Source organism: Brevibacillus panacihumi W25 (assembly GCF_000503775.1).
Classification (GTDB): domain Bacteria; phylum Bacillota; class Bacilli; order Brevibacillales; family Brevibacillaceae; genus Brevibacillus; species Brevibacillus panacihumi_A.
On record NZ_KI629782.1, the window covers coordinates 583,209 to 609,223 of the forward strand.

The following is a 26,015-nucleotide window of genomic DNA, read 5'->3' on the forward strand; positions in this document are numbered from 1 at the left end:
GGAGTTATATGTACAGGAAACAGGAGATCTTGGAGAAGCTGACTGGCATCCAATCCTCCCGGAAGAGCTACTATTCCGAGCTGATTTATCTCGTGGAGGAGATGAAAAAGAAAAACAACCAGCTTGCTGTCATCAACCAGCTGACGCAAATTCAGATCAACGCCACCTGGCCCGAGACGAGTATCGCCATCGCCACACAGCTGCAGCTGATCCTTCCCTTTGAGCATTTTGCTCTTTCCCTGCAGCAAGGAAGTGCTTTATCGACCTATCTTTCCCGCTGGAACGGAGAGGAATGGCAATGCCAGTCGTGGCAGCATACGGCCTCGACCGATCTCGCGCAGGCTGCTCAACGATTGCATGACTCCATCAGCGAGGTTCTTCCCCAGCACCTGGCCACCTCCGTTCCCTTGCAAAATCTGCGAAAACAAACCTTCGGATTTCTGACTATCCTTCACCATGAGGGGCAGCAGCTTTCCAAGGAAGAGAGCGAATTGTTTCAACTGACCGCGAGCCACGTCGGTGTTTGTGTGGAAAATATTCTGCTCTTCCACGATCTCAGTGAAAAAGTAAAAATTGAGGCTCAACTGGTGCAGTCTGCGAAGATGGCAGCGATCGGAGAAATCGCTGCGGGCATCGCTCATGAGCTCAACAGTCCATTAACGGCCATCCTCGGCAATTCCCAGCTGCTCTTGCGTGAAATGGGTACGAGTGAGGCTGCTCCCTTGATGAACGACATCTATCGCTGCGGTGTCCGCTGCAAGAAAATCATTCAAAACCTGCTCACCTTTTCACGGCAGGAAGAGTATCAGTTCGAAGAGGTCTTTCTCGATGATGTGGTAGAAGACGCGTTGGGATTGATCGGTTATCAGCTTACGGTGTCAGGCTTGTCCATCCAATTCGAGCAAGCCCCGGCAAAGCTCTCCTTTTATGGGAGCCGTCATCAAATCGAGCAAATCGTGATCAATCTCTTGCTGAATGCCAGAGATGCCCTTGCCGGCCAACAAGACGGGCGCATCACCATACGTACGTTTTTACACAAGGACGAGAACCGCTCCTATGCGGGGCTTTCCGTTCACGACAATGGAATGGGCATTTTGCCGGAGCATCTCCCGCAAATCTTTCAGCCCTTTTTCTCTACCAAAGACCGCTCCAAAGGGACCGGGCTCGGCCTATCCGTCAGTTTGGGCATCGCTGCTGCGCATGGAGGAAAGCTTTGGGCGCAAAGCGAAAGCAACCAGTACAGCCTATTCACCTTATTGCTGCCACTGTCATTCGATGAGGAGGTTGATCATGGAGAAGAAACAGATCCTGATAGTCGATGACGAGCACGAGGTTACTTCCTTCTTCACCTATTTTCTCAAGCAAAAAAACTGTGATGTGACAGTCGCCCATACAGGACAGGATGTGGAACGATTGCTGCAAAGCCATTCTGCCGGCTTTCACGCAGCCCTGCTTGATCTCAAGCTCCCCGATGCATCCGGTCTGGATCTGCTCCAGCGCATCAAATCGGTCTATCCGGCTTGCGAAGTCCTGATCATGACCGGCTACAGCACGATCAAATCAGCGGTAACGGCAATCCAGCGTGGAGCCAAGGACTACCTAGAAAAACCATTCGATGATCTTGACGGTCTTGAGCGAATCATCGATTCCTTGCTTGAGGCGTCCGTCGACCAGGAACATGATCTGGTTCAGCAGGCTGCGTCGTACGGCATCATATTTACACCCGGCAGCCCCATGGCAAAGGTGGCTGCTATCGCCAAAAAACTGGCCCCCAAGGCTATCCATGTGTTGATTGAGGGAGAAACGGGGACAGGAAAGGAATTAATGGCGCGTTTTCTTCACGGCGAAAGCTCGCGAGCCCACCACCCTTTCGTTGCTTTCAACTGCGGGGCTGTCCCCGAATCCCTGCTGGAAAGCGAGCTCTTTGGCTATGAAAAAGGAGCTTTTACCGGAGCATTGAAAGCACGCAAAGGCTTTTTCGAGCTTGCCCATAACGGAACGCTTTTCCTCGATGAGATCGGGGAAGCTCCGGCATCCATTCAGGTCAAGCTCTTGCGCACCCTGGAGAGTGGAGAATTCATTCGTGTCGGGGGCGAGCAGGTAACGCAGAGCAACATCCGCTTTATTTCTGCTACGAATCGGGATTTGGAGCACGAGGTGGAAATGAACCGGTTTCGCCGAGATTTGCTTTACCGTCTGGAGGGGATCAAGCTTGCGATTCCTCCGTTGCGGGAACGCGTGCAGGATATCCCTGCGATTGCCAAGGTATTTTTGGAAAAAAGAGGTAATTTTTCGTGTGAAATCGATCGCGAGGCAGTGGAGGTTTTGCAGCAATATGAATGGCCTGGCAATGTCAGGCAGCTTATCAATGTATTGAATCAAACACTGGCCCTGCATGAATGCCGGGTATTGCGCGCCGAGCATTTGCCGGCAAATGTGCGTGAAAAAGCTCGGGACCCACGTCCCTCCTCTTCTTTTGCATCAGAATTCTCCCAGCGCTTGGATCAGGAGTGCTCGCGATTTATCCAATCGGTTACACACAATGTCAAATCGATTGATGAGCTCGATTTTGCCTATCTCACCAGCAGATTGAAACAGTTGGAGACAGAGCTGAGCAGAGCCATCATCGAAAAAGGACTTACCGAAACCAAGGGAGACCGGCAGCTTCTCAGCAAAAAGCTCAATATCACCAAGCGGACCATTCGGTATATCTTGCATGAAAAATCGTAACTCTCCTGACGCCAAAACAGATCAGAGCAGGTATAATAGGGAGCAAACATCCTGAATCATCAGACAAATCCATAGAAAGGGGCACCCTTTTTGTATTCACGTCTGCGCCAACTTCGCACTGACTTCTCTATTTCTGCTTTTATCGTCGGACTTATCGCCACTATGGTTTCCTATGCGGGGCCTCTCCTGATCGTGTTTCAGGCAGCCGAGGTCGTCAACTTGAGCCATGAGCTGGTCTCCTCCTGGATCTGGGCCATCTCCTTCGGGACGGGGCTGAGCGCGATCGTGTTGAGCATCTGGTTCAAGGCACCGATCATTACGGCTTGGTCTACCCCAGGGCTGGTGCTTCTGGTAGCAAGCTGGTCTGCCTACTCTTTTTCCGATGCGATCGGAGCCTTTGTGATTTCCGGGCTGGCCATTACCCTGCTTGGCATATCCGGTCTTTTTTCTAAAATCATGGCTTATGTACCGCAAGCGATCACGACAGCGATGCTAGCAGGAATCCTGCTCTCCTTCGGGGTTCAGGTATTCGTATCGATACCGGATTTCCCAGCACTTGCCATCGCAATGCTGATCAGTTATTTATGCGCCAAACGCTGGACGCCCCGCTACGCAGTTCTCATTGCGCTACTTGTCGGAACAGCTGTGGCTCTTGGCTTTGGCCGGATGCATTTTGACACGATTCAGGTGGAGCTGGTAAAACCGATTTTTACCATGCCCACGTTCTCTCTGGATGCCATAATCGGGTTGGGTGTTCCGCTGTTTATTGTGACGATGGCCTCGCAAAATGCTCCCGGCATGGGTGTATTGAAAGCGGACGGCTACGACACGCCCGCAAGCCCGCTGATCGCCACGACTGGATTGGCCTCGCTCCTGACGGCCCCCTTCGGCTCGCACGGCATCAACCTGGCAGCCATCACAGCAGCGATTTGCACCGGGAAGGAAGCGCATCCCGACCCGGGCAAGCGCTACATCGCCGGCATTTCCTCCGGCTTGTTTTACCTCTTGTTTGGCATGTTCGGGGCGACCATCGTTTCTGTATTTTCCGCTTTTCCCAAGGAATTGACTGCCGTCATCGCCGGTTTGGCCCTCTTCGCTTCTCTTTCATCCAGCCTGACGTCAGCCATGAGCGTACCCTCAGAGCGGGAAAGCGCCTTGATTACGTTTCTCGTAACGATCTCCGGGATCTCGATTGGCGGCATTGGAGCGGCCTTCTGGGGCCTCGTCGCCGGGGTACTGACCAACCTGATTCTCAATGGAGATGTGCGCCGTATGTTGAAGAAAAGCAAAGAACAGGATATTGACGTCTCGGGTTGAGAGCCGCTTATTTGCCTGACACGCCGCCGGAGACCAGAAATGCCATAACCTCTGTGCTGTCTGCGTCGAGCAGGGTTACCTGTTCGGTGGGGAAGATCAGCAGATTGCCGGCAAAGTTGTACGACTGCGGCAGATAAACAGCCACATGATCGGAAAGTCCGAACGATTCCAGATCTTCTTTGGTAATAAAGCCAATAGCCTTCGGAAAACCGTCTTTGGTCAATGTGACGAGGACGGGCTTGTCAAAGCTCTTTTTCTCTCCGACAAAAGCGCTGATCAAGTCCTTGATCGACGTGTAGATCAGCTTGATAAACGGCATTTTTTCAAACATGCGGGATATCAACGACATAAGCCCCTGCGTGAGCACATTGGAGGCCAAAAATCCGATGATGAAGATCCCTGCCAAGGTCAGGAGAAAACCCACTCCCGGAATGGGCAGATTCAGCCAGCTGTCCACGATGACAAAGATTTTATAGAGGATATAGACGGTCACAGCCAGGGGGATCACATACAGAAGTCCTTCTAAAAAATAGCGGAAGATGCGTTTCATTCGTCCAGCTCCTTTCTCTCTCGTTCCATTGAATATTCTACCTGATCCCTCCCCCATCTGCTATGATGGAGAAAAAAACGAAAGTAGGGAGAATGATGCAAACATTCGTCAGCCCGCAGTGGCTCCACGACCACCTCGACGATGAGCACATCATCATCGTCGATTGCCGATTCGTCCTCACGGATGCGGAAGCCGGAGAAACGGCATATCAGGAGGATCACATTCCCGGGGCCCTTTACTTTCATCTAAGCCGCGATCTGTCGGGTGAAAAAAAGGAGCACGGAGGCCGTCACCCTCTGCCGGAAATCGACGATCTGGTCTCGCTCTTTTCGCAGGCCGGGATCGATCAGAGCAAAACCGTCATCGCCTATGACGACCAGGATATGGCGTATGCGGGCCGCTTATGGTGGCTCTTGCGCTACCTCGGGCATGACAACACCGCTGTACTTGAAGGGGGTTACTCTGCCTGGAAAAAGGCTGGCTTTGCCGTTACGGCTGAATTGCCTTCTCCTGTCCCAAGCGCCTTCGTCCCGGCTGTGAGACCCGAGATGCTTGTCGATGTCCAAGGCGTGCGGGAGCGCAGTCCGCAGACGGTGCTGCTCGACTCCCGCGCAGGCGAACGTTACCGCGGAGAGGTCGAACCGCTCGATCCCAAGGCAGGCCATATCCCCGGTGCTCTGAACTTCTTTTACAAGGACAACCTCACCTCTGAACAAACCTTGCTGGCCAAAGAAAAACTGGACGAACGGATTGCCCCTTTTGCTGATAAAGAGATCATCGTCTACTGCGGATCTGGTGTGACGGCCTGCTCCAATCTGCTCGCTCTGCATGCTGCGGGAAGACCGGATGCCAAGCTGTATGCCGGAAGCTGGAGCGATTGGGTGAGCTACCCTGAGAATCCGGTTGCGACTGGGGACGAGTAAGAATCGAAAGACCGCGTCGGATGCGGGTTTGCGGGCTGTGACAGGTTGCCGGTTGGTGGCCTGGCACGGCCTTCGCTTTAGCCAAGTACGCGATCAAAGTCCCCTTTTCGCAAAATGATAAAATAATCCTAAATAAAACACGCTGAGAGGTTACGATGATGATGAAAACGGTTTTCCGTTAAGTCCGAGACCCGCCGACATACTCTATACACTCCACTATTAAGACTACGCATACATACAGGAGGATGAGTATGGATATTATGATTCGGGAGTTTGCGGTTGGAGATAAAATGAACGGTAAGGAAATAGATGACAGTTTTACTGTCGATTCCACCGTCATCCTGTCCCTGTCAGGTCGACAAATTGAATATACGGTGAAAGAATGTCCTAGCTATACGAAACGCTATTCGGAAGATCAGTTTGAGGCAGCGGAAGAAGACTATTCCGAATACATCGATAGCCCGGATCAAATCGTGTACGTGGCCTGCGCAGAGAATCAAGTCGTGGGCCGTATCGTATTAAAACGGAATTGGAACAAATATGCTTATGTAGAGGACATAGCAGTAGACAAAAAATATAGAGTGCATGGGATAGGTCGTAAACTGATCGAACAGGCTAAGCGGTGGGCGATAAACGGCGGAATGTCCGGAATCATGCTGGAGACGCAAAGCCATAACGTGAGTGCCTGCAAGTTTTACGAAAACTGTGGCTTCGTAATTGGCGGGTTTGATCTTCACCTGTATCAGGGCATTCATAAACACAGTGATGAAATTGCAATTTTTTGGTATTTGATTTTTGATGAGCATCAGTAGCTCATCACCGAGATGTCTTTGCAAGTCCTAACGGAGAAATTGACTGGCATGATGCTAGCGACGAGAATATCGCGTTGCCCAAGTTCATAAATCCGCAAAAACCTGCCTTTGGCGCTAAGCTTGGGGTGGGTTTTTTCTTTTTCTGATTTCCATATTTTCCTTAACTAACAGCTAGAGATGGAGGGAATTGGATTTTGTAAAAACTGTTATATACAATTTTTGTTTTGTGTTTCATATGATTTTACCAAATAAAATAAAGGTAATTTGACACATATAGAAATCTGTATTATATTAATAACTAATCCTGTTTCATTTTTTGCTTCACCTATCGACTATCCATACATGCAGGATTGGGAGGAGATTTGTATGTCAAACCATTCACCGATTATTCCACCACTACATGACAGCGGCATTCACTATTATCAAACCTATGACGAAAGCCTGGCTCTTTGGCCCGTCGATTCCGAAACCTTCTACGTATCTACCCGCTTCGGTCAAACACATGTGATTGCAAGCGGTCCAAAGGATGCCCCTCCGCTCGTTTTGCTGCATGGCGCACTGTTCAGCTCTACCATGTGGTATCCCAATATCGCCGACTGGGGTGCCCAATACCGAACCTATGCAATCGACATCATCGGTGATAAGAACAAAAGCATTCCTACTGATTTACACGGTACAAGAGCGGGTTACGCCGACTGGCTTCTTGACGTGTTGGACAACCTCGGGATCGAAAAGACGCACATGATCGGACTTTCGCTTGGTGGACTTCACACCATGAATTTTCTTTTACGTGCGCCGGAAAGAGTAGAAAGCGCCATCATCCTGAGTCCTGCTGAAACGTTCCAACCCTTTTATCAAGATTTTTATACATACGCCTTTGGTCTTGTACAGCCTAACGGAGTTGAGAATTTTATAAAGTGGATGATGGGTGATCGTAATGGCTTTTACCCGATTTTTGCGAAACAGTATCATGCGGCAGTCATGTGGAACGATGAAGCAAGGAGTGTAAAGCCTCAAGCTGACGGATTTCCGTATGTTTTCACTGACGACGAGTTACAATCAGTACAAGTTCCCGTTCTGTTGTTGTTGGGAGAGCACGAGGTCATGTATGACCCGCAATCAGCCTTACTTCGCGCGTCTGCTTTGGTCCCCGGGATTGAAGCCGAAATCGTGAAAAATGCCGGCCACGTTGTATCGATGGAACAGCCAGAATACGTTAACCAACGTGTATTGCGTTTTTTAGCTAAATGAATCCGTTTACTCAATAGGAAAAGGCTATGATGGAATGCCTGCTGGCACTCGCATCATAGCCTTTTTCAACTCCAGCATAACTTCATGAAATTTCTCCGTCTCTTCAAAATGCGGGAAATGGGCAGATTCTTCAAACCAGATAAATTGTTTCTCCGGCGCCTTCAGTTTTTCGAAGTAGCTGTATGCCACAGCGGAGGGTGTCATATAATCATGTCTGCCCATGCAAAAAATGACGGGGACCGCCAATTCCGGAACGGTATCCGCAAGCTTTACATTCCTGGTCTGCGGCAGGATTGCGTGGCGGGGAAAAAAAACCCCCAAGACAAGCCGTATTCCATCCATCCAGGAGTACTCGGGGGCCAGCAAGATTCCTTCGATCATGTCTGCGTATGTATCACTCCCCCGCTCGGAACCGCCAAAGGCCATGACCCACTTCCGCTCCAGTGTCGCATCCTCTCGCGGATTCTGGTAAGGAGGAGCGCCAATTGCCTCCAGTTCGCGGACCGCTTCTATGAGATTTCGACGCTTTGCTTCCTCAAGCACGTACCGATAGGAAATCAACTCTCCCTGCGGCGAGTCTGCCACTTGTCCGACACCGATATACGCGTAATAGTGTTCGGGATATTTTTGGACGGTCCAGGTCGCGAGAAGACTCCCCCACGAATGCCCTACAATGAAGATTTTGGGCTGCTGGAACCTCTCTTTCAAGTATTCCGTCAACTGGCGCGTATCTTCGATGAGGGTGTCGAGCTTCATATCCTCATCTGTCAGATTCCAGTGATAGGATTTCCCGGCGCCGCGCTGGTCCCAATTCACGACGACAAAGTCGTTTTCCAGCTCGCTTTGGTAACGGCGCGCATAGGCGATTTGCGGATAGCCAGGACCGCCATGCAGAAAAAGCACGACCGGATTGCTGCGATCTTTTCCGCGAATCAGGATCGACTGCTTGACTCCCCCAAGCTCGACCTCCTCCAAGCTCGCAACGCTGTTTGGCAACACTGCCCCATGCTCATCTTTCAGGGAAGGAGTCCAGGTCGGGAAGAGCAAAAAAAGGAGCAGCAATCCCAGCGCAATCACTGTATTTCGTATTTTCTTGTGTTTCGAACCCGTCTTTGTTTTTCTCATATTGCCATTATATTGATGACGTTCTGCTGACACAAGAGAAGGCATAACGATACCGAATTACCGAACGACTCCGCTCACCAGCCAACGATGCACGCCTCCCAGCAGACAGACCGTAGCCGTGACGAAAAATGCGATGAAATGGGCGTGGTGCCAGTTGCTGAGCAGGCCTGCCACAATCGGGCTGATGACTGCTCCAAGGGAAAGCACCGCCGAGTAGACGCTAAAGACACTTCCGTACAGCTCCCTGGGCGAATAGACGGTGAGTATCGTCGCCAAGGCGGGGAAAAGCACGCCGAAGCAGCCGCCCATCAGGAACATCATCACCTGAATCGGGACAGGCGCCCCGATCGCCAGGATGTAGAGCAAAAAACTCAATACGGCGAACGACGCGAAGATCCGGTTTTCTACGGAGATTTTCAGAAGCCAGAACTGGCTGAGGATCGCGAGGGTCCCAAGCCCCTTTAAACTAAAGAGAATTCCTGTCACAGCCGGAGACAATCCCTGCCGCTGAATGAGCAACGGAACCTCGTAAATGATGGTTCCTTGGGCGTACAGCACAGCAAATCCGCCTAAAAAGGCCGGGTACAGCATCTTGTTTTCAAATACGCCGATCAAGCCCTTATTCCCGGTCACCTGGGTCTTCAGTTGGGTGTCTGGCGCGACATCGACACGCTTGGGCAGGACGAGCCAAGCAAACACCCCGACGGCGATCATCAAGTAGCCAAGCAGCACAAAGGATTGCCCATAGCCAAATTGAACCGCCAAAAAGCTGCCGACCGCCGGCGAAACGATTCCTGCCGAGGTGAGCACCAGGCCTTTTTGTCCCATCAACTGGCCCTGCTCCAGCTCTGTCCGTCCCGTCTCTCCCAGCATGGCGGAACAAGCAGGCGAGACAAACGCCATCAAAAACCCCAGCATCAGGCGAAAGGCAAAAAACCCTTCGGTATTCTTGACCACTCCTTGGCCAATCAGCATGAAGCCAGCCAGAATCAAGCCGCCAGCGATAAACCACTTCTTGGGAAAGCGGTCCAAAAAGGGACCAGCGATCAGATTCCCGGTCAAGTTGCTGACTGCGTACGCCCCCAAAACAAAACCGATTACAGCCGCAGAGACACCCAGCAGATTCAAATATGGCGCCAGCAGCGGCGTTTGAGCATGCATGTCAAAGGCGACGACAAATAACACGACAAACAGGAGAACCCGCATGGTATCCCCCTCCTCTCTCCTGTAGACCAAGCTTTGTCCCAGTATATGAGGAGAGTCGTCCAAGTAGGATTAAATAGTGAAAGAACCCTGTGCATACGCACAAGGCTCTCGTCATCGATCTTCTTTAGTTGTGAATGGCCTTCAAGCCCAGCGAGCTTTCGTGGAATTTGATACTGGAATATTTTTCCATAGCCACACGGAGTTGATATTCGCTTTCAAACAGCATGACAGGACGACCATAGCGGTCTGTCACCGTCTTGTTTTTCAGTGCATCCAGTGCCGCCTTTTCCCCTTCGAGCCAGCGGGCAATCTGGTACGGCATGCGAGTGAGCATGATGTCCACGCCATACTCCGCTTTGAGGCGATACTCCAATACCTCGAACTGCAGCACGCCAACCACCCCGATGATCAGCTCTTCCATCGGATAGGTGCGGAACAGTTGGACGGTCCCTTCTTCGGTCAACTGCATGATGCCTTTTTGGAACTGCTTGTGCTTCATCGCATCCTTCACCATCACCTTGGAGAAGAACTCCGGCGAGAAATGCGGCATTTCTTCATATTCGAAGGACTGCCCGACGCTCAAGGTATCGCCAATCTGGAAGATGCCCGGATCAAACAGACCGATGACATCACCAGCATATGATTCATCTACGATCTCACGGTCCTGCGCCATGAATTGCACAGGCTGAGCGAGTTTGATATCTTTGCCGAGACGCACATGCTTTACACTCATGCCACGTTCAAACTTGCCGGAGCAGATCCGTAAAAACGCGATCCGGTCACGGTGAGCGGGGTTCATATTGGCCTGGATTTTGAAGATAAATCCGGAGAAGAAATTGGCGTACGGATCGATCATGCCCAGATTGCTCTTCTTCGGAGACGGCGGCGGCGCCATTTGCAAAAAGTTGTCCAGGAACGTCTGCACGCCGAAGTTATTGATCGCACTGCCGAAAAAGACAGGCGTCAGCTCTCCCTTGTTGATCAGTTCCATATCGAATTCGTCGCCTGCTACGTCCAACAGCGAGATTTCATCCTGCAACTGCTGCCAAAGCTCCTGTCCGACGCGCTCGCCGATCAGCGGGTCTTCTGCTCCCTCTACAGGGAAGAAGGAAATCTCTTCATGCTGGGTGTCTGTCTGATACAGCTCCACCCGCGATTTTTTACGATCAAATACGCCGCTAAAATAGTTGCCCATGCCAATCGGCCAGTTCATCGGATAGGAGCGAATCCCCAAGACGCGCTCAATCTCCTCCAACAGTTCGAACGGATCTTTCCCGTGGCGGTCCAGTTTGTTGACAAATGTGAAAATCGGAATGCCGCGCATTCGACAAACCTTGAACAGCTTGATCGTCTGCGCCTCTACCCCTTTGGCTACGTCGATGATCATGACAGCGGCATCTGCTGCAGTCAAAGTCCGGTACGTATCCTCACTGAAGTCCTGGTGACCAGGTGTATCCAGAATGTTGATATGATGTCCCTTGTATTCAAAATCCATGGCACTGGACGTGACGGAGATTCCACGCTTTTTCTCGATTTCCATCCAGTCGGATGTGGCATGCTTGGAGTTTTTACGTCCTTTTACCACGCCGGCTTCGCGAATCGCCCCACCGTAGTAGAGGAGTTTTTCCGTCATGGTCGTCTTGCCCGCGTCCGGGTGGGAAATAATAGCAAAGGTGCGCCGTTTTGCAATCTCATTTTCCCATAGTGGATTGGTTTGACTCATCTTCATTCTCCTGTCGTATTCATTCGTTTTCATAGCCACATTTTATTCCCTTACCGATTATACCGACAAATCCTCCGTGCATCCACCTAGTAATTTTTTTACAACACGCCTATAATGTTAGAAGTAAAAATTTTTTGAACGCAAGCCGATCCATGTATTGGATCGAAGCTGCTCTGAGGAGGGAACTCATGTCTACCAACTTGGAAACACGTGTCAAGGATTTTCGCAATTTCGTCAAGAAAATAGCCAGCTACAATCAGGCATTGGCTGTTCTGCATTGGGATATGCGAACCCAAGCTCCCCGCAAAGGAATGGATGCCCGCTCTGAAGTGATTGGCACCCTTTCGGCAGAGCAATTCAAATTGGCGACCTCCAAGGAAATGGAAGCTTTTCTTGAAGAGTTGACAGACAGCGCTACTCTTGACTCTCTTGACCCGATCACGCGGCAGAGCGTATTGGAATGCAAAAAGGAATATGACCGCAACAAGCAGATCCCGGCGGAAACTTATCAGGAGTTCGTGGTACTCACCTCACAAGCCGAGACCGTCTGGGAAGAAGCTCGTGAAAAAAATGACTTCGCGATGTTCCAGCCTTACCTCGAGAAAATCGTCGCCTTCCAGCTCAAGTTTATCGAATACTGGGGCACAGATGGCAAAAACAAATACAACACCCTGCTGGACTTGTATGAGCCTGGCATGACGGTTGACCAGCTCGACAGCATTTTCGCTACCTTGCGTGAAAAGACCGTCGAGCTGGTAGCAGCTATCGCCCAGTCGCCAAACAAACCAGATACCTCGTTCCTTACCAAGTATTTCCCTGCTGGAGAACAAGAGGCGTTCAGCCGCTTTGTGCTGGAGCGCATCGGATATGACTTCCAGGCAGGCCGGATGGATCGAAGTGTTCATCCATTCTGTACTTCGTTCAATCCTGGAGATGTGCGCATTACCACCCGTTTTGACGAGCATGACTTCAACAATGCCCTGTTCAGCTGCATTCACGAAGCTGGTCACGCGATGTATGAGCAAAATGTCGATCCTGCGCTCCTGTTCACACCGTTGTGCGATGGCACCTCTATGGGTATTCACGAATCGCAATCCCGTTACTGGGAAAATATGGTGGGACGCAGTCTGCCGTTCTGGAAAGGCATGTACGGCGAATTGCAAAAAGCCTTCCCGACCCAATTTGCCGATGTCAGTGTAGAGAGCTTTTACCGCGCGATCAATCAGGTGACGCCGTCGTTCATTCGCACCGAATCCGATGAAGTAACCTACAATCTGCATGTAATGATTCGCTATGAGATTGAAAAAGGCTTGATCAATGGCACTATACAAGTAGCCGACCTTCCGCGGATTTGGAATGAGAGGATGGAAGAATATCTGGGTGTGGTTCCTCCTACTGACACCTTGGGCGTGCTGCAAGACGTTCACTGGGCGGGCGGCAGCTTTGGCTACTTCCCTACCTATTCTCTCGGCAATGTCTATGCTGCTCAGTTTGCCCATGTGATGCAGCAGGAAATCAACGGCTACGAAGAGCTGATCGAAAAAGGAGATTTTGCTCCGATCCGTGAATGGCTGAAAGTGAAGATCCATCAATACGGCAAAATGAAAAGCCCGCGTGAGCTGGTAGAGGCTATCACGGGCGAAGGCACCAACGCCACGTATCTGATGGATTATCTCGTAAAAAAATACACGGCGATCTACAAGCTGTAACATGACCGGCATTGATTTTACCGAGCGGTGGCTGCCGACCTATATCCGGCGTGATCTGGTCGTGCTTTTTTGCGGGATCAACCCTGGACGCGTCTCCGCCACCGCGGGGTATCATTACGCCAATCCAGCCAACCTTTTTTGGCGCGGCCTGCATCAGGGCGGTCTGACTCCGCGCCAGCTTGCGCCTGAAGAGACGGCAATGCTGCTCGATTTCAGCTACGGCATCACGGATCTGGTCTCACGCCCGACCCGCTCCTCTGTAGACCTGCGCGAGGAGGATTTTGCGCAAGGCTCGGAGCAATTCGTCGCGATGGTTCGAACCTATCGTCCCCTCGTCATTTGCTTTAACGGGATTACCGCCTTTCGTCAGGCCAGCGGTCAGAAAAAGGGATCGGTCACCCTCGGAATACAATCCGAACGGTATTTTGCCACTGAGGATTGGGCGGGAAGTTATGTCTTTGTCATTCCTTCCACGAGCGGCGCCAACGCCTCCTTCACCCGTGAAGAGCGTCTGGCCATGTTCGGTGAGCTAAGCCGTTTTTTGATAGAGAAAAACTGGCATCCGCTTCATCCGCCGGGCAACGCATAGCAAGAGCAAGCCGAAAAAAGGTCCTGTCGCACGAACGCTATGGAAGCAGTTCTGTGGACGGACCTTTTTTATATACCTGCACGTTTCTTCACCCTTGAACGGGCACCTTTAAAAGCTCGCTTTGCTGGCGCGTATACTGGATCAGCTCTGCCGCCATCGCATAGTAATTGAAAGGCGTAATCAGGTAGATTCCCCGGAAGTAGTGGATCGCGGTATCGACCAGCTCCTTGGCGATCTTGATGCCTTCCTGACGCGCTTCCTCGCCCTGCACCCGTTTCATCCGCTCCAATGCTTCAGCCGACAGCTTGATGCCAGGCACCTCGTTATGCAGAAACTCCGCATTGCGCTGACTGGTCAGCGGCATGATCCCGATAAAAACAGGTACGCCGATATGCTTCGTCGCTTCGTAGACCAGCTTGATGGACTCCGCATCATAGACGGGCTGCGTCATGATGTAATCTGCCCCCGCCTCTACTTTCTTCTCCAGACGTGCGATCGCAGCATCAATCTGCCGGACATTTGGGTTAAAAGCAGCCCCAACGATAAATTGCGCTTTTTGTTTCAACGGTCTGCCTGAAAACGAGATGCCCTCGTTCAATTGCTTCACCATCCGAATTAAATCGAAGGAGGTAACATCAAAAACAGAGCTTGCCCCAGGCAAATCGCCAAAGCGGGACGGGTCTCCGGTGATGACGAGGATCTGGTCGATCCCCAGAGCGTGCAGCCCCATCAGATGGGATTGCTGTCCGATCAGATTGCGGTCACGGCAAGCCAAATGCAGCAAGGGATCGATTCCGTATCGGCTTTTCATCAATGCGCCAAGAGCCATGTTGCTCATCCGAACAGTTGCCAACGAATTATCTGCCAAAGTAATTGCGTCAGCCCCCGCGTTATGCAGTTCACAGCACCCTTCCAGGAATGATTCGGCATCGAGGTCGCGTGGGGGATCGAATTCAACGATAATCGTGGTGTTGCTCTTTACTTTCTCGACGATACTGGGCCGATCCTGATCACGGATGCTCGTGACCGTGACCTGCGGCCGCTCACCCGGTACGATTGTGGGATTGACGCGCTCCTTTGGTTCCAGAGCAGCGAGAGCATCGGCCATTGCCCGGACGTGTTCGGGGGTGGTGCCACAACAGCCTCCGATCAGCCGGACCCCTTGCTCGCGCAGACGCAGAGCGCTCTCGGCAAAATAGTCTGCCGTAGACTTGTACGCGTACTCACCGTCTGTCAGACCTAAGCGTCCCGCATTGGGGAACGCGGATAATACAGCTCCCTCGGGTGCTTGCACTTGTTCAAAAGAGCGCAGGATTTCCGCCGGACCCAAGCGACAGTTGAGACCGATCACATCGGCCCCGGCCGTTTTCAGCCGAGCGAAAGCCTCTGTCAAGGAATAACCGTCGCGTGTCCGCCCTACCTCCAGGGTCGCAAGCTGCGTAATCAGAGGTATGTTCGTCAATGGACGAATCACATCGATGGCGAGCAGCAGCTCTTCGAGATCCAGAAACGTCTCCAGAAGCAGCGCGTCCACTCCGGCGTGGAGCAAAGCGATCGCCTGCTCCTCGTATTGATCCCGGTACTCATCCAATACTTTTTTTCGCACTCGTCCCGCCAGGATGGAACCGATACTCCCCGCTACATACCCCTCACCCTGCGCCGCTTCCCGCGCCAGACTCACGGCCTGGCGATTGATGCGGGTCACGCGATGCTCCATTCCGTACCGTGCCAGCGCATCGCGATTCGCAGCGAATGTATTGGTCTCAAGCAAACGCGCGCCCGCCTGGTAGTAGGAATTGTGTACTTCCAGCACCAGTTTCGGGTTGGAGAGACATAATTCCTCAAAGCTGATTCCCACGGGGACGCCCAGTCTGTGCAACTGGGTCGCCATCGCTCCATCCCCAACCAACAGATGCTGCTGGAGGTATTCGCGTAAATCTAGTTTGGTGGCCGTCAACCTGATCCCTTCTCTCCTCTGTCATCTCTTTTTTAGACATCAAACACAGATGGGCCTGCGTTAAAATAGCGTGCTTCCGGATGAGCGAACACCATGGCGGAAACAGACGCTTCCGGCTCCATCATAAAGCCTTCGGTCAGTTGAACACCGATCTGTTCCGGCTTCAGCAGTCGGAACAGCTGCGCCTGATCCTCCAGACTCGGGCAGGCCGGATAGCCAAAGGAAACGCGGATTCCCTGGTACCGGGCTCCAAATCGCTCCAGCATGGTCATCTCCGCCGGATCAGGAATTCCCCAGCTGTCGCGCATGATGTGATGGATACGCTCAGCAAAGGCTTCCGCCAGTTCCAAAGCCAACGCCTGCAAGACGTGGGAGCGCAGATAATCACCCTGTTCTTTCAACGTGCTCGATTGCTCCGAAATGCCCCCGCCTGCTGTCACTGTCAGGAACCCGACATAGTCCATCTCGTTGCTCTCAACCGGACGCAGGAAGTCGGACAGGCACAGATGCGGCTCTTCCGGTTGGCGCGGGAAAGTGAAGCGTTCCAGCACCCTGCTGTGATCCTGCGGGTCATAGACGAGGATGTCGTCTCCCTGGGCTTGGGCAGGAAAGAACTGATAGATGCCGTGTGCCGTGATATTCCCCTTCTCTTTGGCCTCTGCGAGCAATTCTTCCACCAGACCGTAGAGTTGCAAGACTTTTTCGTCACCAGTTTCGATCAGCTTGTCGACGTTGCCCCGAACACCCAGATGTTTGCCGAGAAGCATGCGCAGGTTCAGATACGGCTGCAGGTGGCTGATCGGATAGGAGCGCAGGACATGCGGCTGGCAATCAGGCGGAATATGGATAGGAACGGTCCGGCTGACGGCAGAGCGCGCCGGAAGTTTCGCTTTCTTTTCCTCCACGGCGGGTTCTGTTGCGCCTAGCGCTTCCTGAAGCTGCTGCTGCTCCTCTACGAGACGCTGCCGCTCCTGCGGATTTTGCAGGCGATTGACCAGATCCAGACCGTCCATGGCATCTTTGGCGTAAAGCACGATTCCGCGATACTCCGGAGCGATCCGATTGGAGGTGAACTTCCGGGTCAGAGCCGCCCCTCCCACCATCATCGGCACATCGATCCCTGCATCACGCAAGTCCTGTGCCGTAATCACCATCTGCTGCGCCGATTTTACCAGGAGCCCTGACAAGCCAATGGCGTCCGGCTTTTGCTCCCGGCAGGCTGCGATCAATTGCTCGGGCGGCACCTTGATACCCAAGTTGACGACTTCGTAGCCATTGTTGGAGAGGATAATTTCTACCAGATTTTTCCCGATGTCATGCACATCGCCTTTGACCGTTGCCAGCAGAATCTTCCCTTTGGCCGCCGAGTCTGCCTTTTCCATGAACGGCTCCAGGAAAGAGACCGACGCCTTCATAACCTCGGCGCTTTGCAATACTTCTGCCACGATCAACTGATTGGCGTTGAACAGCCTCCCTACCTCTTCCATTCCCTTCATCAGCGGGCCATTGATGATATCGAGCGGCGCGTACTTCTCCAGCGCCAGCTTGAGATCCTCGATCAAGCCGTCCTTCGAGCCTTCGACGACATAGCGGGCGAGACGTTCTTCCAGCGACAAGGTAGATGCCTCGACCTTTACTTCCTTCTTCTTCTGCCGATAAAACTCTGTGAAAGCAGCCAAGGTTTCGTCATTGGTATGAAACAGCAGGTCCTCTGCCAGCTTTCTTTCCTCTTCCGGTATGCTCGCGTAGCGCTCCAGCTTTTCCGTGTTGACGATCGCATAGTCCAGTCCTGCGAGTGTCGTATGGTAGAGGAACACCGCATTCAGCACCTCGCGACCCGCTGCAGGCAATCCGAACGAGACGTTGCTCACGCCTAGGATCGTCTTGCACGCGGGCATTGCCTGCTTGATCAGCCTGATGCCTTCCACTGTCTCTTTTGCCGATCCGATGTACTGTTCGTCCCCTGTTCCGACCGGGAATACCAATGGATCGAAAATAATATCCTCCGGCTTCACGCCAAATTGGTTCACCAGCAGATCGTAGGAGCGCTTCGCGACCTCCAGCTTCTTCTCCCGGGTCACCGCCATGCCGGCCTCTTCAATCGTTCCTACTACGACAGCGGCTCCGTACTGACGGATCAGCGGCGCTACCTCTTCAAAGCGCTTCAGACCGTCCTCCAGGTTGATCGAGTTGAGGATCGCTTTTCCTTGGGAATAGCGCAGTCCCAGCTCCATTACCTGCACATCTGTAGAATCGATCATCAGCGGAGCCTTCACTTTTTTACTGACAAATTGCAGGAATTTCTCCATGTCGGCGTATTCATCCCGATCCGGATCAGCCAGGCAAATATCGATGATTTGCGCTCCCCGCTTCACCTGAGCGCGGGCGATGTCCGACGCTTCCTCGTACTGTCCTTGCGCGATCAATTCCCGAAATTTTCGCGAGCCGATCACATTGGTACGCTCTCCGACCAGCAAGGGACGGTTATCGTCTTCCACGTATACGACCTCGATACCGGATACGGCGCTTACGGACTTCCCTGGATTCACGCGCGGCTTCAAGTCTTTCAACGCCTCTGCCATCGCCTGGATATGCTCCGGCGTGGTTCCGCAGCACCCACCTGCTACGTTGAGCCAGCCCTGCTCGGCAAATGCCCGCATTTTGGCGGCAAGTCCTTGCGGCGTCTCGTGGTAGTGGCCGTTTTCATCCGGCAATCCGGCATTGGGATAACAGCTTACACCGCAATTCGCCAAACCGGACAAGGTACGCAAATGATCGCGCATGAATTCCGGACCTGTGGCACAGTTGAGTCCCACAGAGACAGGCTGCAGATGCTCCAGTGAAAAATAGAAAGCCTCGATGTTTTGCCCAGCCAGCGTCGTCCCCATCGGCTCGATCGTACCGGAGATCATCACCGGCACCTCGATTCCGGTCTCTGCAAAAGCTTTGCGAATCCCAATCCCGCCTGCCTTGACATTGAGGGTGTCCTGGGACGTCTCCAGCAGCAAGACATCCACGCCACCCAGCAACAGCCCTTTTGCCTGGCGGTAGTAAGACTCGACCAATTCGTCAAACGTCACTCCCCCGGTGAGCGAGAGTGTCTTGGTGGTCGGTCCCATGGAGCCAGCGACATATCGCGGCCATTCCGGCGTGGAATAGCGATCTACCGCTTCCTTTGCCAATCGAGCTGCAGCAATGTTGATCTCCAAATCCTTGTCTGCGACGTCGTATTCGGCGAGGACTACAGATGTGGCCCCGAACGTATTGGTCTCGACGATGTCGGCGCCCGCTTCCAGATACTTCTCATGGATTCCTCGGATGACATCAGGTCTTGTCAAATTGAGCAGCTCATTACAGCCGTCGTATTCCTCCCCGCCAAAGTCTTCTGCTGTCAGATTTGCCTGCTGCAGCATGGTCCCCATGGCACCGTCCAGGATTAAAATTTTCTGGGTAAGCTGTTCGCGAAAAGTAGGTTTCATCGGCTTTCTCCTTTTCTCTCCATCGCTCTCGTTTTTGGGGATTAAAAAATCCTCTTCTAGTGAAAGAAGAGGATTTGTCCGCGGATACAGATACGCCTGAACCATCCTCTTATCTTTCAAAGCAAAGCGCTTTGCTGGAATTGGCACCGAATTTTATTCCGGTTGCCGAGGCTTCATCGGGCCAGTCCCTCTGCCTCTCTGGATAAGAGTTGTACAGCTATTCAAGTTTTTGGAATTTACAAGACATTTGCAAGTATCTTAACACCCCCTTGCCAGAGAGTCAATTGAGAATTTGTCTATTTCACTGAGGACATTGTGTACTGGCCTAAATTTTGTGAAATCTAGACATTCGCCCACGCCAATCTACACGTTCGTGTATAGACTACAGCATAAAGGAAAGGAGGGGAAACAAACATGAGTACTTCATTTTGCGGCAATGGGTTCTTCGGAGAAGCCTTTGCAATCGTGCTCGTACTGTTTATCCTGTTGGTAATCGTTGGGTGTTCTTGCGACGATTAGGATAATACTTTCACCCATAAGAGAAAGGTCCTGGAGAAATCCCGGGCTTTTTTCGCTTTATCCACGTGAATATGCCTAGCGCTGAACTGTCCCGGTCGATTGTCAGTCCTCCTCTGTTTTGCTATCATGGGGAACGAAGTCCAACAAAGGAGCGAAACGCCGTGGAAACACTTCTCCCCCGCGACAAGGACGAATTTCTCGATTGCCTGGAAACCGTCAAGGTGCTGGAGCAAAGCGAATTTGAGACATACAGTATCGTCAAACATACCGAAACACAGCAGCATTATCTGCGCTATTTTCTCGTCCATATCAAATGGATGGAGGGCGGGCAGCGCGATGAATACGACCACTTCCTGCCGATCGATTCCGACGATGTCTTGGGTTATCTGTTCGGCGAGCAGCCGTTTCATTTCCCGGACAACTGGCGCCGCCCCTATCTGCGAAGCGGAAACGACAATCGACTGATCCCGTTCGATCCAACCGAAAATTACGGCCTGGAAGAAGAAGCGAAAGCAGAGCTTGCGATGCGGGCTGAATTGGAGAATTTCAAACAGCAAATGCTAAACGCTGAGAACTTGAGTGCCGAGGAACGGGAGTCTTTGACAAGAGCCTATTTCGCGAAGCTTGATCAAATTTTGAAAAAGCCGGAAGAGTAAGTTGCAACTCCCCCCTTCATTGGCTATAATGCTGGAAGAATGTATAATCGTGGATGAGGAGAGTACTCCGTGTGAGATGCTGTAGCGAGTCGGGGATGGTGAAAGCCCGATGCGGACCATGAGAGGAAGCGCCCCTCGGAGATGCTGCCTGAATGTCTGCCGTTTTGTCCGGCAGATTGCGTAGGGTTTAGCCGGGACTGCCCGTTATTGCAGATCAAGCGGTCTTTGCCCCCAAGAAGACATTGGGCAGGGACAACAAGAGTGGCACCGCGGGAGCACAACCTCTCGTCTCTTTTTCAGGAGACGCAGGGGTTTTTTCTATTTTGTGTTTGCGGAAAGATTACCGATTTTGGAAAGGGGCAATACACATGAGCTATAAACATCAAGTAGCGGAGATGATCGCCTCCGCACTCGTCCATATGGGCGTGGATAATCTGAACAAGGAACAGGTGTACGGCATGCTCGAGACACCGCCCAATCCCGCGATGGGAGACATCGCCTTCCCTTGTTTCCAATTGGCAAAAGCGTTGCGCAAAGCGCCACCGATGATCGCCGCTGATCTCGCCGCGAACATCTCGGGCTCCCCTTTGCAGGAAGTAAAAGCAGTCGGTCCATACGTGAATCTGTTCCTCGATCAGGCAGCTGTCAGCACACAGGTCATCGGGACGATTCTGGCAGAAGGTGCATCGTATGGGAAGAGCAATCTGGGACAAGGACGCAACGTCCCTATCGATCTCTCCTCTCCGAACATCGCAAAACCCTTCTCCATGGGGCATCTGCGTTCGACGGTCATCGGGAACGCTATCGCCAACATCCTGGAAAAGCAAGGCTACAAGCCTGTTCGCATCAATCACCTAGGGGATTGGGGCACACAGTTCGGCAAATTGATCGTCGCCTATCGCCTCTGGGGAGATGAAGAAAAAGTAAAGGCTGAGCCGATCAAGGAGCTGCTCCACCTGTACGTAAAGTTTCACGAAGAGGCAGAAAAAGATCCTTCGCTGGAGGACCAGGGACGCGAGTGGTTCAAAAAGCTGGAGGACGGCGACGCAGAGGCACAGCATCTCTGGTCATGGTTCCGCGATGAGTCTCTGAAAGAGTTCATGAAGATCTACGACCTGATGAACGTCTCCTTTGATTCTACACATGGAGAAGCCTTCTACAACGACAAGATGGACCGCGTTGTCAGCCTTCTGGAAGAAAAAGGGCTGCTCACCGAATCTGACGGCGCACAGGTCGTCTCGCTGGATGAGTACGATATGCCTCCATGCCTGATCAAAAAATCGGACGGTGCAACACTCTACGCGACACGTGATTTGGCGGCTGCTCTCTTCCGCCATGAAACCTACGACTTCGCCAAAGCTGTCTACGTCGTCGGCAATGAACAGCGCCTGCACTTCCAGCAGCTCTATAAAGTCTTGGAGAAAATGGGCTATCCATGGGCGGCCAACATGCACCACATTCCGTTCGGGATGATGCTCAAGGACGGCAAAAAAATGTCGACCCGCAAAGGAAAAGTCGTCCTGCTGGAAGAAGTGCTGGCACAGGCCATCGCAGACGTCCAAAAGGTGATCGAGGAAAAAAACCCTTCCCTCGCGAACAAAGAAGAAGTGGCGCGTCAAGTCGGAGTCGGCGCTGTCATCTTCCACGACTTGAAAAACTATCGTCTCAACGACATCAACTTCTCCTGGGAAGAGATGCTCACCTTCGAGGGAGAGACCGGACCGTACGTGCAGTACACGCATGCGCGAGCCTGCTCGCTCTTGCGCAAAGGAAACTACCAGCCGGCAAGCTCATCTGAACTGGTGCCAGGCGCCCTGGAAGGCAAGGAAGCTTGGGCTGTCGTCACGCTTCTGAACGCATTCCCGGAAGTAGTCGACCGCGCAGGCAGCCAGTTCGACCCGTCGCTGATCGGGAAATACGTGATCGATCTGGCACAGGTATTCAACAAGTTCTACGCCAATGTTCGCATCCTCGCCGAAGAAGACGCCGTGAAGGCATCCCGCCTGCAGCTTGTCGCGGCCGTCGTCGTGGTTCTCAAAGAGGGATTGCGCCTGTTAGGTCTGGCTGCACCCGAAGAAATGTAAGCTGTATCAAAAAAAGCAAAGCCGCTGCTCTCCATCCTCGGAAGCAGCGGCTTTTGCCATGTTACTCCTCATTTTGAGGTTTTTTGTTTTTCCCGAACCAAGTTTTGGCGACTAACTCGACGATCTGCTTGGGCAAGGAAACCGGAGCTTCCTGCTCCTTGCCGCTCGCATCCACCAGTCTGTACAGCAGGGCAGTGTCATCAGCGGGATCGGATTTCGTCTGCAGCTGCAAATCCCCTATTCGGCCCGCATCCGTCCACTCTTCGATCATGAGCTGATACTCGCCTGGTGCCAGCTCGATATAATCTTCCTCTGTTACGTCCACAATCGCATATCCATCATGCTCGATTTCGGCATCATATGTATTTCCATTTGCAGATTCATAAAGCGCCAGCTCCTGTGGATCATTGAGATTTTCCTGCAATGCTGTAAAATCTGCAATCGTTACTTTGATTCGTTTTTTCATCTGTTTGCTACCTCCTATTCAACACACTTCTCACACTGTAACACAGGAGACAGCCTCTGCCAATGATCCGGCGAACTGTTACTTCCCCAAGCGGCTCGGTTGACTCGACTGCCAGCGCCGCTTCACATCCGCCAGTTCATCTTCATGGTTTTTTCCCGGTTGATGGGGTGTTTCCAAAATAAATGGAATTTCCTGGAATTCCGGTGTCTGAAACAAATCCGCGAAGCCCTGCTCCGGGATGAACCCCGTGCCGATGTTGGCATGTCGATCCCTGTACGATTGGTGCGGATACATGGAGTCGTTGAGGTGAACTGCCTTTACATGCTGAAGATAGCCCAAAGCACGAGCGTGGTCAGCGACCTCCTCCCAATTATCTCCTTGCCAAAGTCCGCTGGCGAAAGCGTGGCAGGTATCGAGACAATATCCTACTTTTTGCGGTTGGTCGAGCAGATCCCTGACCTGCGTCAACTCCTCCAGCGTCGTTCCCATCCGATTGCCCTGTCCGGCGTTGTTCTCAAGCAATAGCAGAGTGCTGCCCTGCCATTGACTCAGTACTTCGTTGAGCATCCCGATCATTTGCAAATAGCCGTAAAGAGGATCAGACTTGGTGCCTTTGTACTGCCCGAAATGCACGACAATCCCAATGGATCCGCATGCCTCCGCAATTTCGAGGTCATTAAGCAAGGAATCCACCGTTACGCGATACATTGTTTTGTCGTCGACCGAAAGCTGGGTCGGGTACGGGGTATGTGCGATGGAGAGCAGGGAGTGTTCCTGACAAAACTGCTTGCAAGCCCTCGCATCCTGGGCATCAAATGCTTTCACCGCAAGAGAGCGCGGGTTTTTGGGGAAATATTGAAACGACCTGGCACCTTGCCCAAACGCGTTTTTGGCAGCCCCCAAGTAACCAGCGCGAATGCTGACATGACACCCCACCAACATAACGTAAGCCTCCACACTTTTTTCTATTTTGGGATTGGACTGGGAATGTTATTCCACCTGCACCACGAATGGAACGGTAATTACCTTCCCGCGGTGCTGAAACTGGCCCCAAATCTTGTAGATGCCCGGCTGAGGAAAAGAGGTTACAAACCTCGCTTCTGGTCCGGTTGAAGCCTCATCCAGCGGGTGAACATGCAGATAATGGCCTGCATCCCGGGACAAGATCACTACATGACCTGTGGCCCCCAAATAAGGCTCCAGATCCGTGATCTGTTCTTTTGTACGAGCATCACGAAACGAGAAGGTAAGCGCAGTTTCCTCGTTAGCTTTCAATTTGACTGGTGAGAGCGCAATTTCCTTATCCTCTACTTCTTTTACCCGCCCGAGATCCACCTGTATCGCTTCGGCCTTCAAAGTCGTTCCCTCGACTTCCAGCCACTCCCCCACTGTCGTATTGTTGCCGCCGACAGGCTTGAAATCCGCAAACACCTTGTATTTGCCGCCTGCAGGGAACCTAAGGGGAAGACGGAATATCCCATTTCCCTGATACGATGGGTGGAGATGGGAAAAGTAAGACAGATCCTCACTTACGACAATAAGATGAAGCAGCTTCTCGTGATTCAGCTCAAAATCGTTCACAGGATTTCCTTCAGAGTCGGTGATGTGAACGGCTAGTTCCGCGTCTTCCTTCGCCTTTGCCGCTCCTGTTGTGAACGAAAATACCGCTTGCATCCGTTTGGCATCGCCATGTTCTTCGCTTTTATGTTCAATGTGGCTGTCGTGATGAGCTTCTGTTGGCGAAACCGCTTCTTGACCATCTGACTTGTCGCATCCAGCCAATAGACTGAGTATAAAAAGTGCTGCGACCATTCGTTCTGCCTTTTTCATCTTGGATACCTCCAACTTCACATGTGGATATTGGATTCAGGTTCGCAAAATATACCCCCCGTATGTATATAATGCCTATTTCTCTTGAACCTTACACTCGACTTGCTTAAAAAAAGAAAAAAGCAGCTTGTATGAAACATACAAGCTGCTTGCTATTTTGCTTCCGCTATTTTTTCACGATCAACAAAGGAGTTCTCGCCCGATGGACCAGCTTGAAGGTGACACTTCCCATCATGGTTCCGGCTACGCCACCCATTCCGTGATGGCCGAGAACGATGAGATCTGCTTCTTGTTCTTTTGCTGTTTGCTTGATCACCGTTGCGGGATCGCCGATCAGGACCTGACTTTGATACGTTACGCCTTTTTCCTGCATCATTTCTTCATAGGGCAGCAAGGTTGATTTTCCCCACTCCTCCAATGTCGCTACATCTTGCCAGCCAGGTCCATACGCCCCTGCATAGGAGACAGGAGGCGGAACTACTGTAACCAGCGAATATGTGACATCCAGGGACTGGCTTAACGCGGTTGCTTTCTCGATCGCCTCTTTGGCTTGTTCAGACCCATCTACTGCGATCAGCACTTTACTCCATGGAAAACGTTCTGCATTTGTCTCATCCGAAATGAGGAAAACGGGCAGCTTTACATCATGGATCGTCGGGTAGCTGACACTTTGCATCAGGTAGCCCATCAAACGCCCGTATCCGTGCGTGCCCATGACCATGGCTTCGAAATTGATTTTGGAAAATTCATTGATGATTTGCGGTACGTCGCCAAAACGAATTTCCAGCGTATAGGGGATACCTGATTGATCAGCAAGTTCTTTTACCTTCGCCAATTCTTCATGTGCTTCTTGCAATTGGTATTCTCTCAATTGCTTTTGGCCTAATTGGTTAATGACGTTTTTGGATGGATAAAAAGGAACAACATGCAGCAATGTCAGCTCATGCTTGTCCTTGGCATACGCCAGGGCAAATCGGAGAGCTTGCAGAGATTGTTCTGTATCATCGACCGGCACCAAAATTCGAGACATTCTAACACTCCCTCTCAATCAGGTTTCAATTGGTTATCTGCCCCTATTGTAGTAACACG

General features: G+C 51.9%; 21 protein-coding genes, 1 riboswitch and 1 other annotated feature. Of the genes, 11 read left to right on the forward strand and 10 right to left on the reverse strand.

Annotation, left to right across the window (positions count from 1 at the left end):
• Positions 1–8: 8 nt before the first annotated feature.
• From T458_RS32370 to T458_RS32380, 3 genes are all read left to right on the forward strand, one after another.
• The gene (locus T458_RS32370) at positions 9–1,322 is read left to right on the forward strand and encodes a sensor histidine kinase (protein WP_023554654.1); all 1,314 of its coding nucleotides are present in this window, start codon (positions 9–11) and stop codon (positions 1,320–1,322) included.
• Positions 1,291–2,730: a sigma-54-dependent transcriptional regulator gene (locus tag T458_RS32375; protein ID WP_023554655.1), complete on the forward strand. Its 1,440-nt coding sequence runs from the start codon at positions 1,291–1,293 to the stop codon at positions 2,728–2,730. Before T458_RS32370 ends, T458_RS32375 begins: the two co-directional genes overlap by 32 nt.
• 90 nt (positions 2,731–2,820) lie before the next feature.
• Positions 2,821–4,047 carry a benzoate/H(+) symporter BenE family transporter gene (locus T458_RS32380; protein WP_023554656.1) on the forward strand — a complete coding sequence of 409 codons (1,227 nt, stop codon included), beginning with the start codon at positions 2,821–2,823 and terminating at the stop codon, positions 4,045–4,047.
• A gap of 7 nt (positions 4,048–4,054) precedes the next feature.
• Here the strand turns inward: T458_RS32380 and T458_RS32385 are convergent, their stop codons facing one another.
• Positions 4,055–4,597 (reverse strand): DUF502 domain-containing protein, encoded by a 543-nt coding sequence (locus T458_RS32385; protein ID WP_023554657.1) that lies wholly within the window; start codon positions 4,595–4,597, stop codon positions 4,055–4,057.
• Positions 4,598–4,692: 95 nt separating this feature from the next.
• Between T458_RS32385 and T458_RS32390 the strand changes: the two genes are divergently transcribed.
• From T458_RS32390 to T458_RS32400, 3 genes are all read left to right on the forward strand, one after another.
• Positions 4,693–5,520: a sulfurtransferase gene (locus tag T458_RS32390; protein ID WP_023554658.1), complete on the forward strand. Its 828-nt coding sequence runs from the start codon at positions 4,693–4,695 to the stop codon at positions 5,518–5,520.
• Positions 5,521–5,771: 251 nt separating this feature from the next.
• A complete protein-coding gene (locus T458_RS32395; protein WP_023554659.1) occupies positions 5,772–6,332 on the forward strand; it encodes a GNAT family N-acetyltransferase in 561 nt (186 codons plus the stop codon).
• 366 nt (positions 6,333–6,698) lie between these two features.
• A complete protein-coding gene (locus T458_RS32400; protein ID WP_023554660.1) occupies positions 6,699–7,583 on the forward strand; it encodes a carboxylesterase in 885 nt (294 codons plus the stop codon).
• A 24-nt stretch (positions 7,584–7,607) separates the two neighbouring features.
• On the opposite strand, the gene T458_RS32405 is transcribed toward T458_RS32400, so the two are convergent.
• The 3 genes from T458_RS32405 to T458_RS32415 all read right to left on the reverse strand — a co-directional run bounded on the left by T458_RS32405 (position 7,608) and on the right by T458_RS32415 (position 11,637).
• Positions 7,608–8,582, reverse strand: coding sequence for an alpha/beta fold hydrolase (locus T458_RS32405; protein ID WP_171819348.1), 975 nt, complete (start codon positions 8,580–8,582; stop codon positions 7,608–7,610).
• A 183-nt stretch (positions 8,583–8,765) separates the two neighbouring features.
• Entirely contained in the window at positions 8,766–9,914 is a 1,149-nt protein-coding gene (locus tag T458_RS32410) for an MFS transporter (protein ID WP_023554662.1), read from the reverse strand.
• Positions 9,915–10,038: 124 nt separating this feature from the next.
• On the reverse strand, positions 10,039–11,637 hold the full coding sequence (locus tag T458_RS32415) for a peptide chain release factor 3 (protein ID WP_023554663.1): 1,599 nt from the start codon (positions 11,635–11,637) through the stop codon (positions 10,039–10,041).
• A gap of 188 nt (positions 11,638–11,825) precedes the next feature.
• Here T458_RS32415 and T458_RS32420 point away from each other — a divergent pair, with 188 nt between their 5' ends.
• Complete coding sequence (locus T458_RS32420) at positions 11,826–13,346, forward strand: carboxypeptidase M32 (protein WP_023554664.1); 1,521 nt, start codon at positions 11,826–11,828, stop codon at positions 13,344–13,346.
• 1 nt (position 13,347) lies between these two features.
• Complete coding sequence (locus tag T458_RS32425; protein WP_023554665.1) at positions 13,348–13,935, forward strand: mismatch-specific DNA-glycosylase; 588 nt, start codon at positions 13,348–13,350, stop codon at positions 13,933–13,935.
• Positions 13,936–14,023: 88 nt separating this feature from the next.
• Here the strand turns inward: T458_RS32425 and T458_RS32430 are convergent, their stop codons facing one another.
• Together T458_RS32430 and metH are read right to left on the reverse strand one after the other, a co-directional pair.
• Complete coding sequence (locus T458_RS32430; RefSeq protein WP_023554666.1) at positions 14,024–15,892, reverse strand: bifunctional homocysteine S-methyltransferase/methylenetetrahydrofolate reductase; 1,869 nt, start codon at positions 15,890–15,892, stop codon at positions 14,024–14,026.
• Between the two features lie 32 nt (positions 15,893–15,924).
• Complete coding sequence (gene metH, locus T458_RS32435) at positions 15,925–19,371, reverse strand: methionine synthase (protein ID WP_023554667.1); 3,447 nt, start codon at positions 19,369–19,371, stop codon at positions 15,925–15,927.
• A gap of 106 nt (positions 19,372–19,477) precedes the next feature.
• Positions 19,478–19,580, reverse strand: a riboswitch (SAM riboswitch).
• 205 nt (positions 19,581–19,785) lie between these two features.
• Here metH and T458_RS56295 point away from each other — a divergent pair.
• From T458_RS56295 to argS, 3 genes are all read left to right on the forward strand, one after another.
• On the forward strand, positions 19,786–19,890 hold the full coding sequence (locus T458_RS56295) for a YjcZ family sporulation protein (protein WP_023554668.1): 105 nt from the start codon (positions 19,786–19,788) through the stop codon (positions 19,888–19,890).
• Positions 19,891–20,051: 161 nt separating this feature from the next.
• On the forward strand, positions 20,052–20,546 hold the full coding sequence (locus T458_RS32445) for a hypothetical protein (RefSeq protein WP_023554669.1): 495 nt from the start codon (positions 20,052–20,054) through the stop codon (positions 20,544–20,546).
• Between the two features lie 41 nt (positions 20,547–20,587).
• Positions 20,588–20,842 (forward strand) — a binding site (T-box leader).
• A gap of 72 nt (positions 20,843–20,914) precedes the next feature.
• The gene (gene argS, locus T458_RS32450; RefSeq protein ID WP_023554670.1) at positions 20,915–22,630 is read left to right on the forward strand and encodes an arginine--tRNA ligase; all 1,716 of its coding nucleotides are present in this window, start codon (positions 20,915–20,917) and stop codon (positions 22,628–22,630) included.
• 61 nt (positions 22,631–22,691) lie between these two features.
• Here argS and T458_RS32455 read toward each other — a convergent pair whose 3' ends face one another.
• The 4 genes from T458_RS32455 to T458_RS32470 all read right to left on the reverse strand — a co-directional run bounded on the left by T458_RS32455 (position 22,692) and on the right by T458_RS32470 (position 25,956).
• Positions 22,692–23,096 (reverse strand): hypothetical protein, encoded by a 405-nt coding sequence (locus T458_RS32455; protein WP_023554671.1) that lies wholly within the window; start codon positions 23,094–23,096, stop codon positions 22,692–22,694.
• A gap of 78 nt (positions 23,097–23,174) precedes the next feature.
• A complete protein-coding gene (locus T458_RS32460; protein WP_023554672.1) occupies positions 23,175–24,038 on the reverse strand; it encodes a deoxyribonuclease IV in 864 nt (287 codons plus the stop codon).
• Positions 24,039–24,086: 48 nt separating this feature from the next.
• A complete protein-coding gene (locus T458_RS32465) occupies positions 24,087–24,926 on the reverse strand; it encodes a hypothetical protein (protein WP_023554673.1) in 840 nt (279 codons plus the stop codon).
• A gap of 166 nt (positions 24,927–25,092) precedes the next feature.
• Positions 25,093–25,956 carry a universal stress protein gene (locus tag T458_RS32470; protein ID WP_023554674.1) on the reverse strand — a complete coding sequence of 288 codons (864 nt, stop codon included), beginning with the start codon at positions 25,954–25,956 and terminating at the stop codon, positions 25,093–25,095.
• Positions 25,957–26,015: the final 59 nt, after the last annotated feature.

Excerpts from the sequence above, each read along its gene's own strand:
- T458_RS32370 (WP_023554654.1), top strand. The coding sequence starts at position 9 with ATGTACAGGAAACAGGAGATCTTGGAGAAGCTGACTGGCATCCAATCC.
- T458_RS32375 (WP_023554655.1), top strand. The coding sequence starts at position 1,291 with ATGGAGAAGAAACAGATCCTGATAGTCGATGACGAGCACGAGGTTACT.
- T458_RS32385 (WP_023554657.1), bottom strand. The coding sequence starts at position 4,597 with ATGAAACGCATCTTCCGCTATTTTTTAGAAGGACTTCTGTATGTGATC.
- T458_RS32390 (WP_023554658.1), top strand. The coding sequence starts at position 4,693 with ATGCAAACATTCGTCAGCCCGCAGTGGCTCCACGACCACCTCGACGAT.
- T458_RS32395 (WP_023554659.1), top strand. The coding sequence starts at position 5,772 with ATGGATATTATGATTCGGGAGTTTGCGGTTGGAGATAAAATGAACGGT.
- T458_RS32400 (WP_023554660.1), top strand. The coding sequence starts at position 6,699 with ATGTCAAACCATTCACCGATTATTCCACCACTACATGACAGCGGCATT.
- T458_RS32410 (WP_023554662.1), bottom strand. The coding sequence starts at position 9,914 with ATGCGGGTTCTCCTGTTTGTCGTGTTATTTGTCGTCGCCTTTGACATG.
- T458_RS32415 (WP_023554663.1), bottom strand. The coding sequence starts at position 11,637 with ATGAGTCAAACCAATCCACTATGGGAAAATGAGATTGCAAAACGGCGC.
- T458_RS32420 (WP_023554664.1), top strand. The coding sequence starts at position 11,826 with ATGTCTACCAACTTGGAAACACGTGTCAAGGATTTTCGCAATTTCGTC.
- T458_RS32425 (WP_023554665.1), top strand. The coding sequence starts at position 13,348 with ATGACCGGCATTGATTTTACCGAGCGGTGGCTGCCGACCTATATCCGG.
- metH (WP_023554667.1), bottom strand. The coding sequence starts at position 19,371 with ATGAAACCTACTTTTCGCGAACAGCTTACCCAGAAAATTTTAATCCTG.
- T458_RS56295 (WP_023554668.1), top strand. The coding sequence starts at position 19,786 with ATGAGTACTTCATTTTGCGGCAATGGGTTCTTCGGAGAAGCCTTTGCA.
- argS (WP_023554670.1), top strand. The coding sequence starts at position 20,915 with ATGAGCTATAAACATCAAGTAGCGGAGATGATCGCCTCCGCACTCGTC.
- T458_RS32455 (WP_023554671.1), bottom strand. The coding sequence starts at position 23,096 with ATGAAAAAACGAATCAAAGTAACGATTGCAGATTTTACAGCATTGCAG.
- T458_RS32460 (WP_023554672.1), bottom strand. The coding sequence starts at position 24,038 with ATGTTGGTGGGGTGTCATGTCAGCATTCGCGCTGGTTACTTGGGGGCT.
- T458_RS32465 (WP_023554673.1), bottom strand. The coding sequence starts at position 24,926 with ATGAAAAAGGCAGAACGAATGGTCGCAGCACTTTTTATACTCAGTCTA.
- T458_RS32470 (WP_023554674.1), bottom strand. The coding sequence starts at position 25,956 with ATGTCTCGAATTTTGGTGCCGGTCGATGATACAGAACAATCTCTGCAA.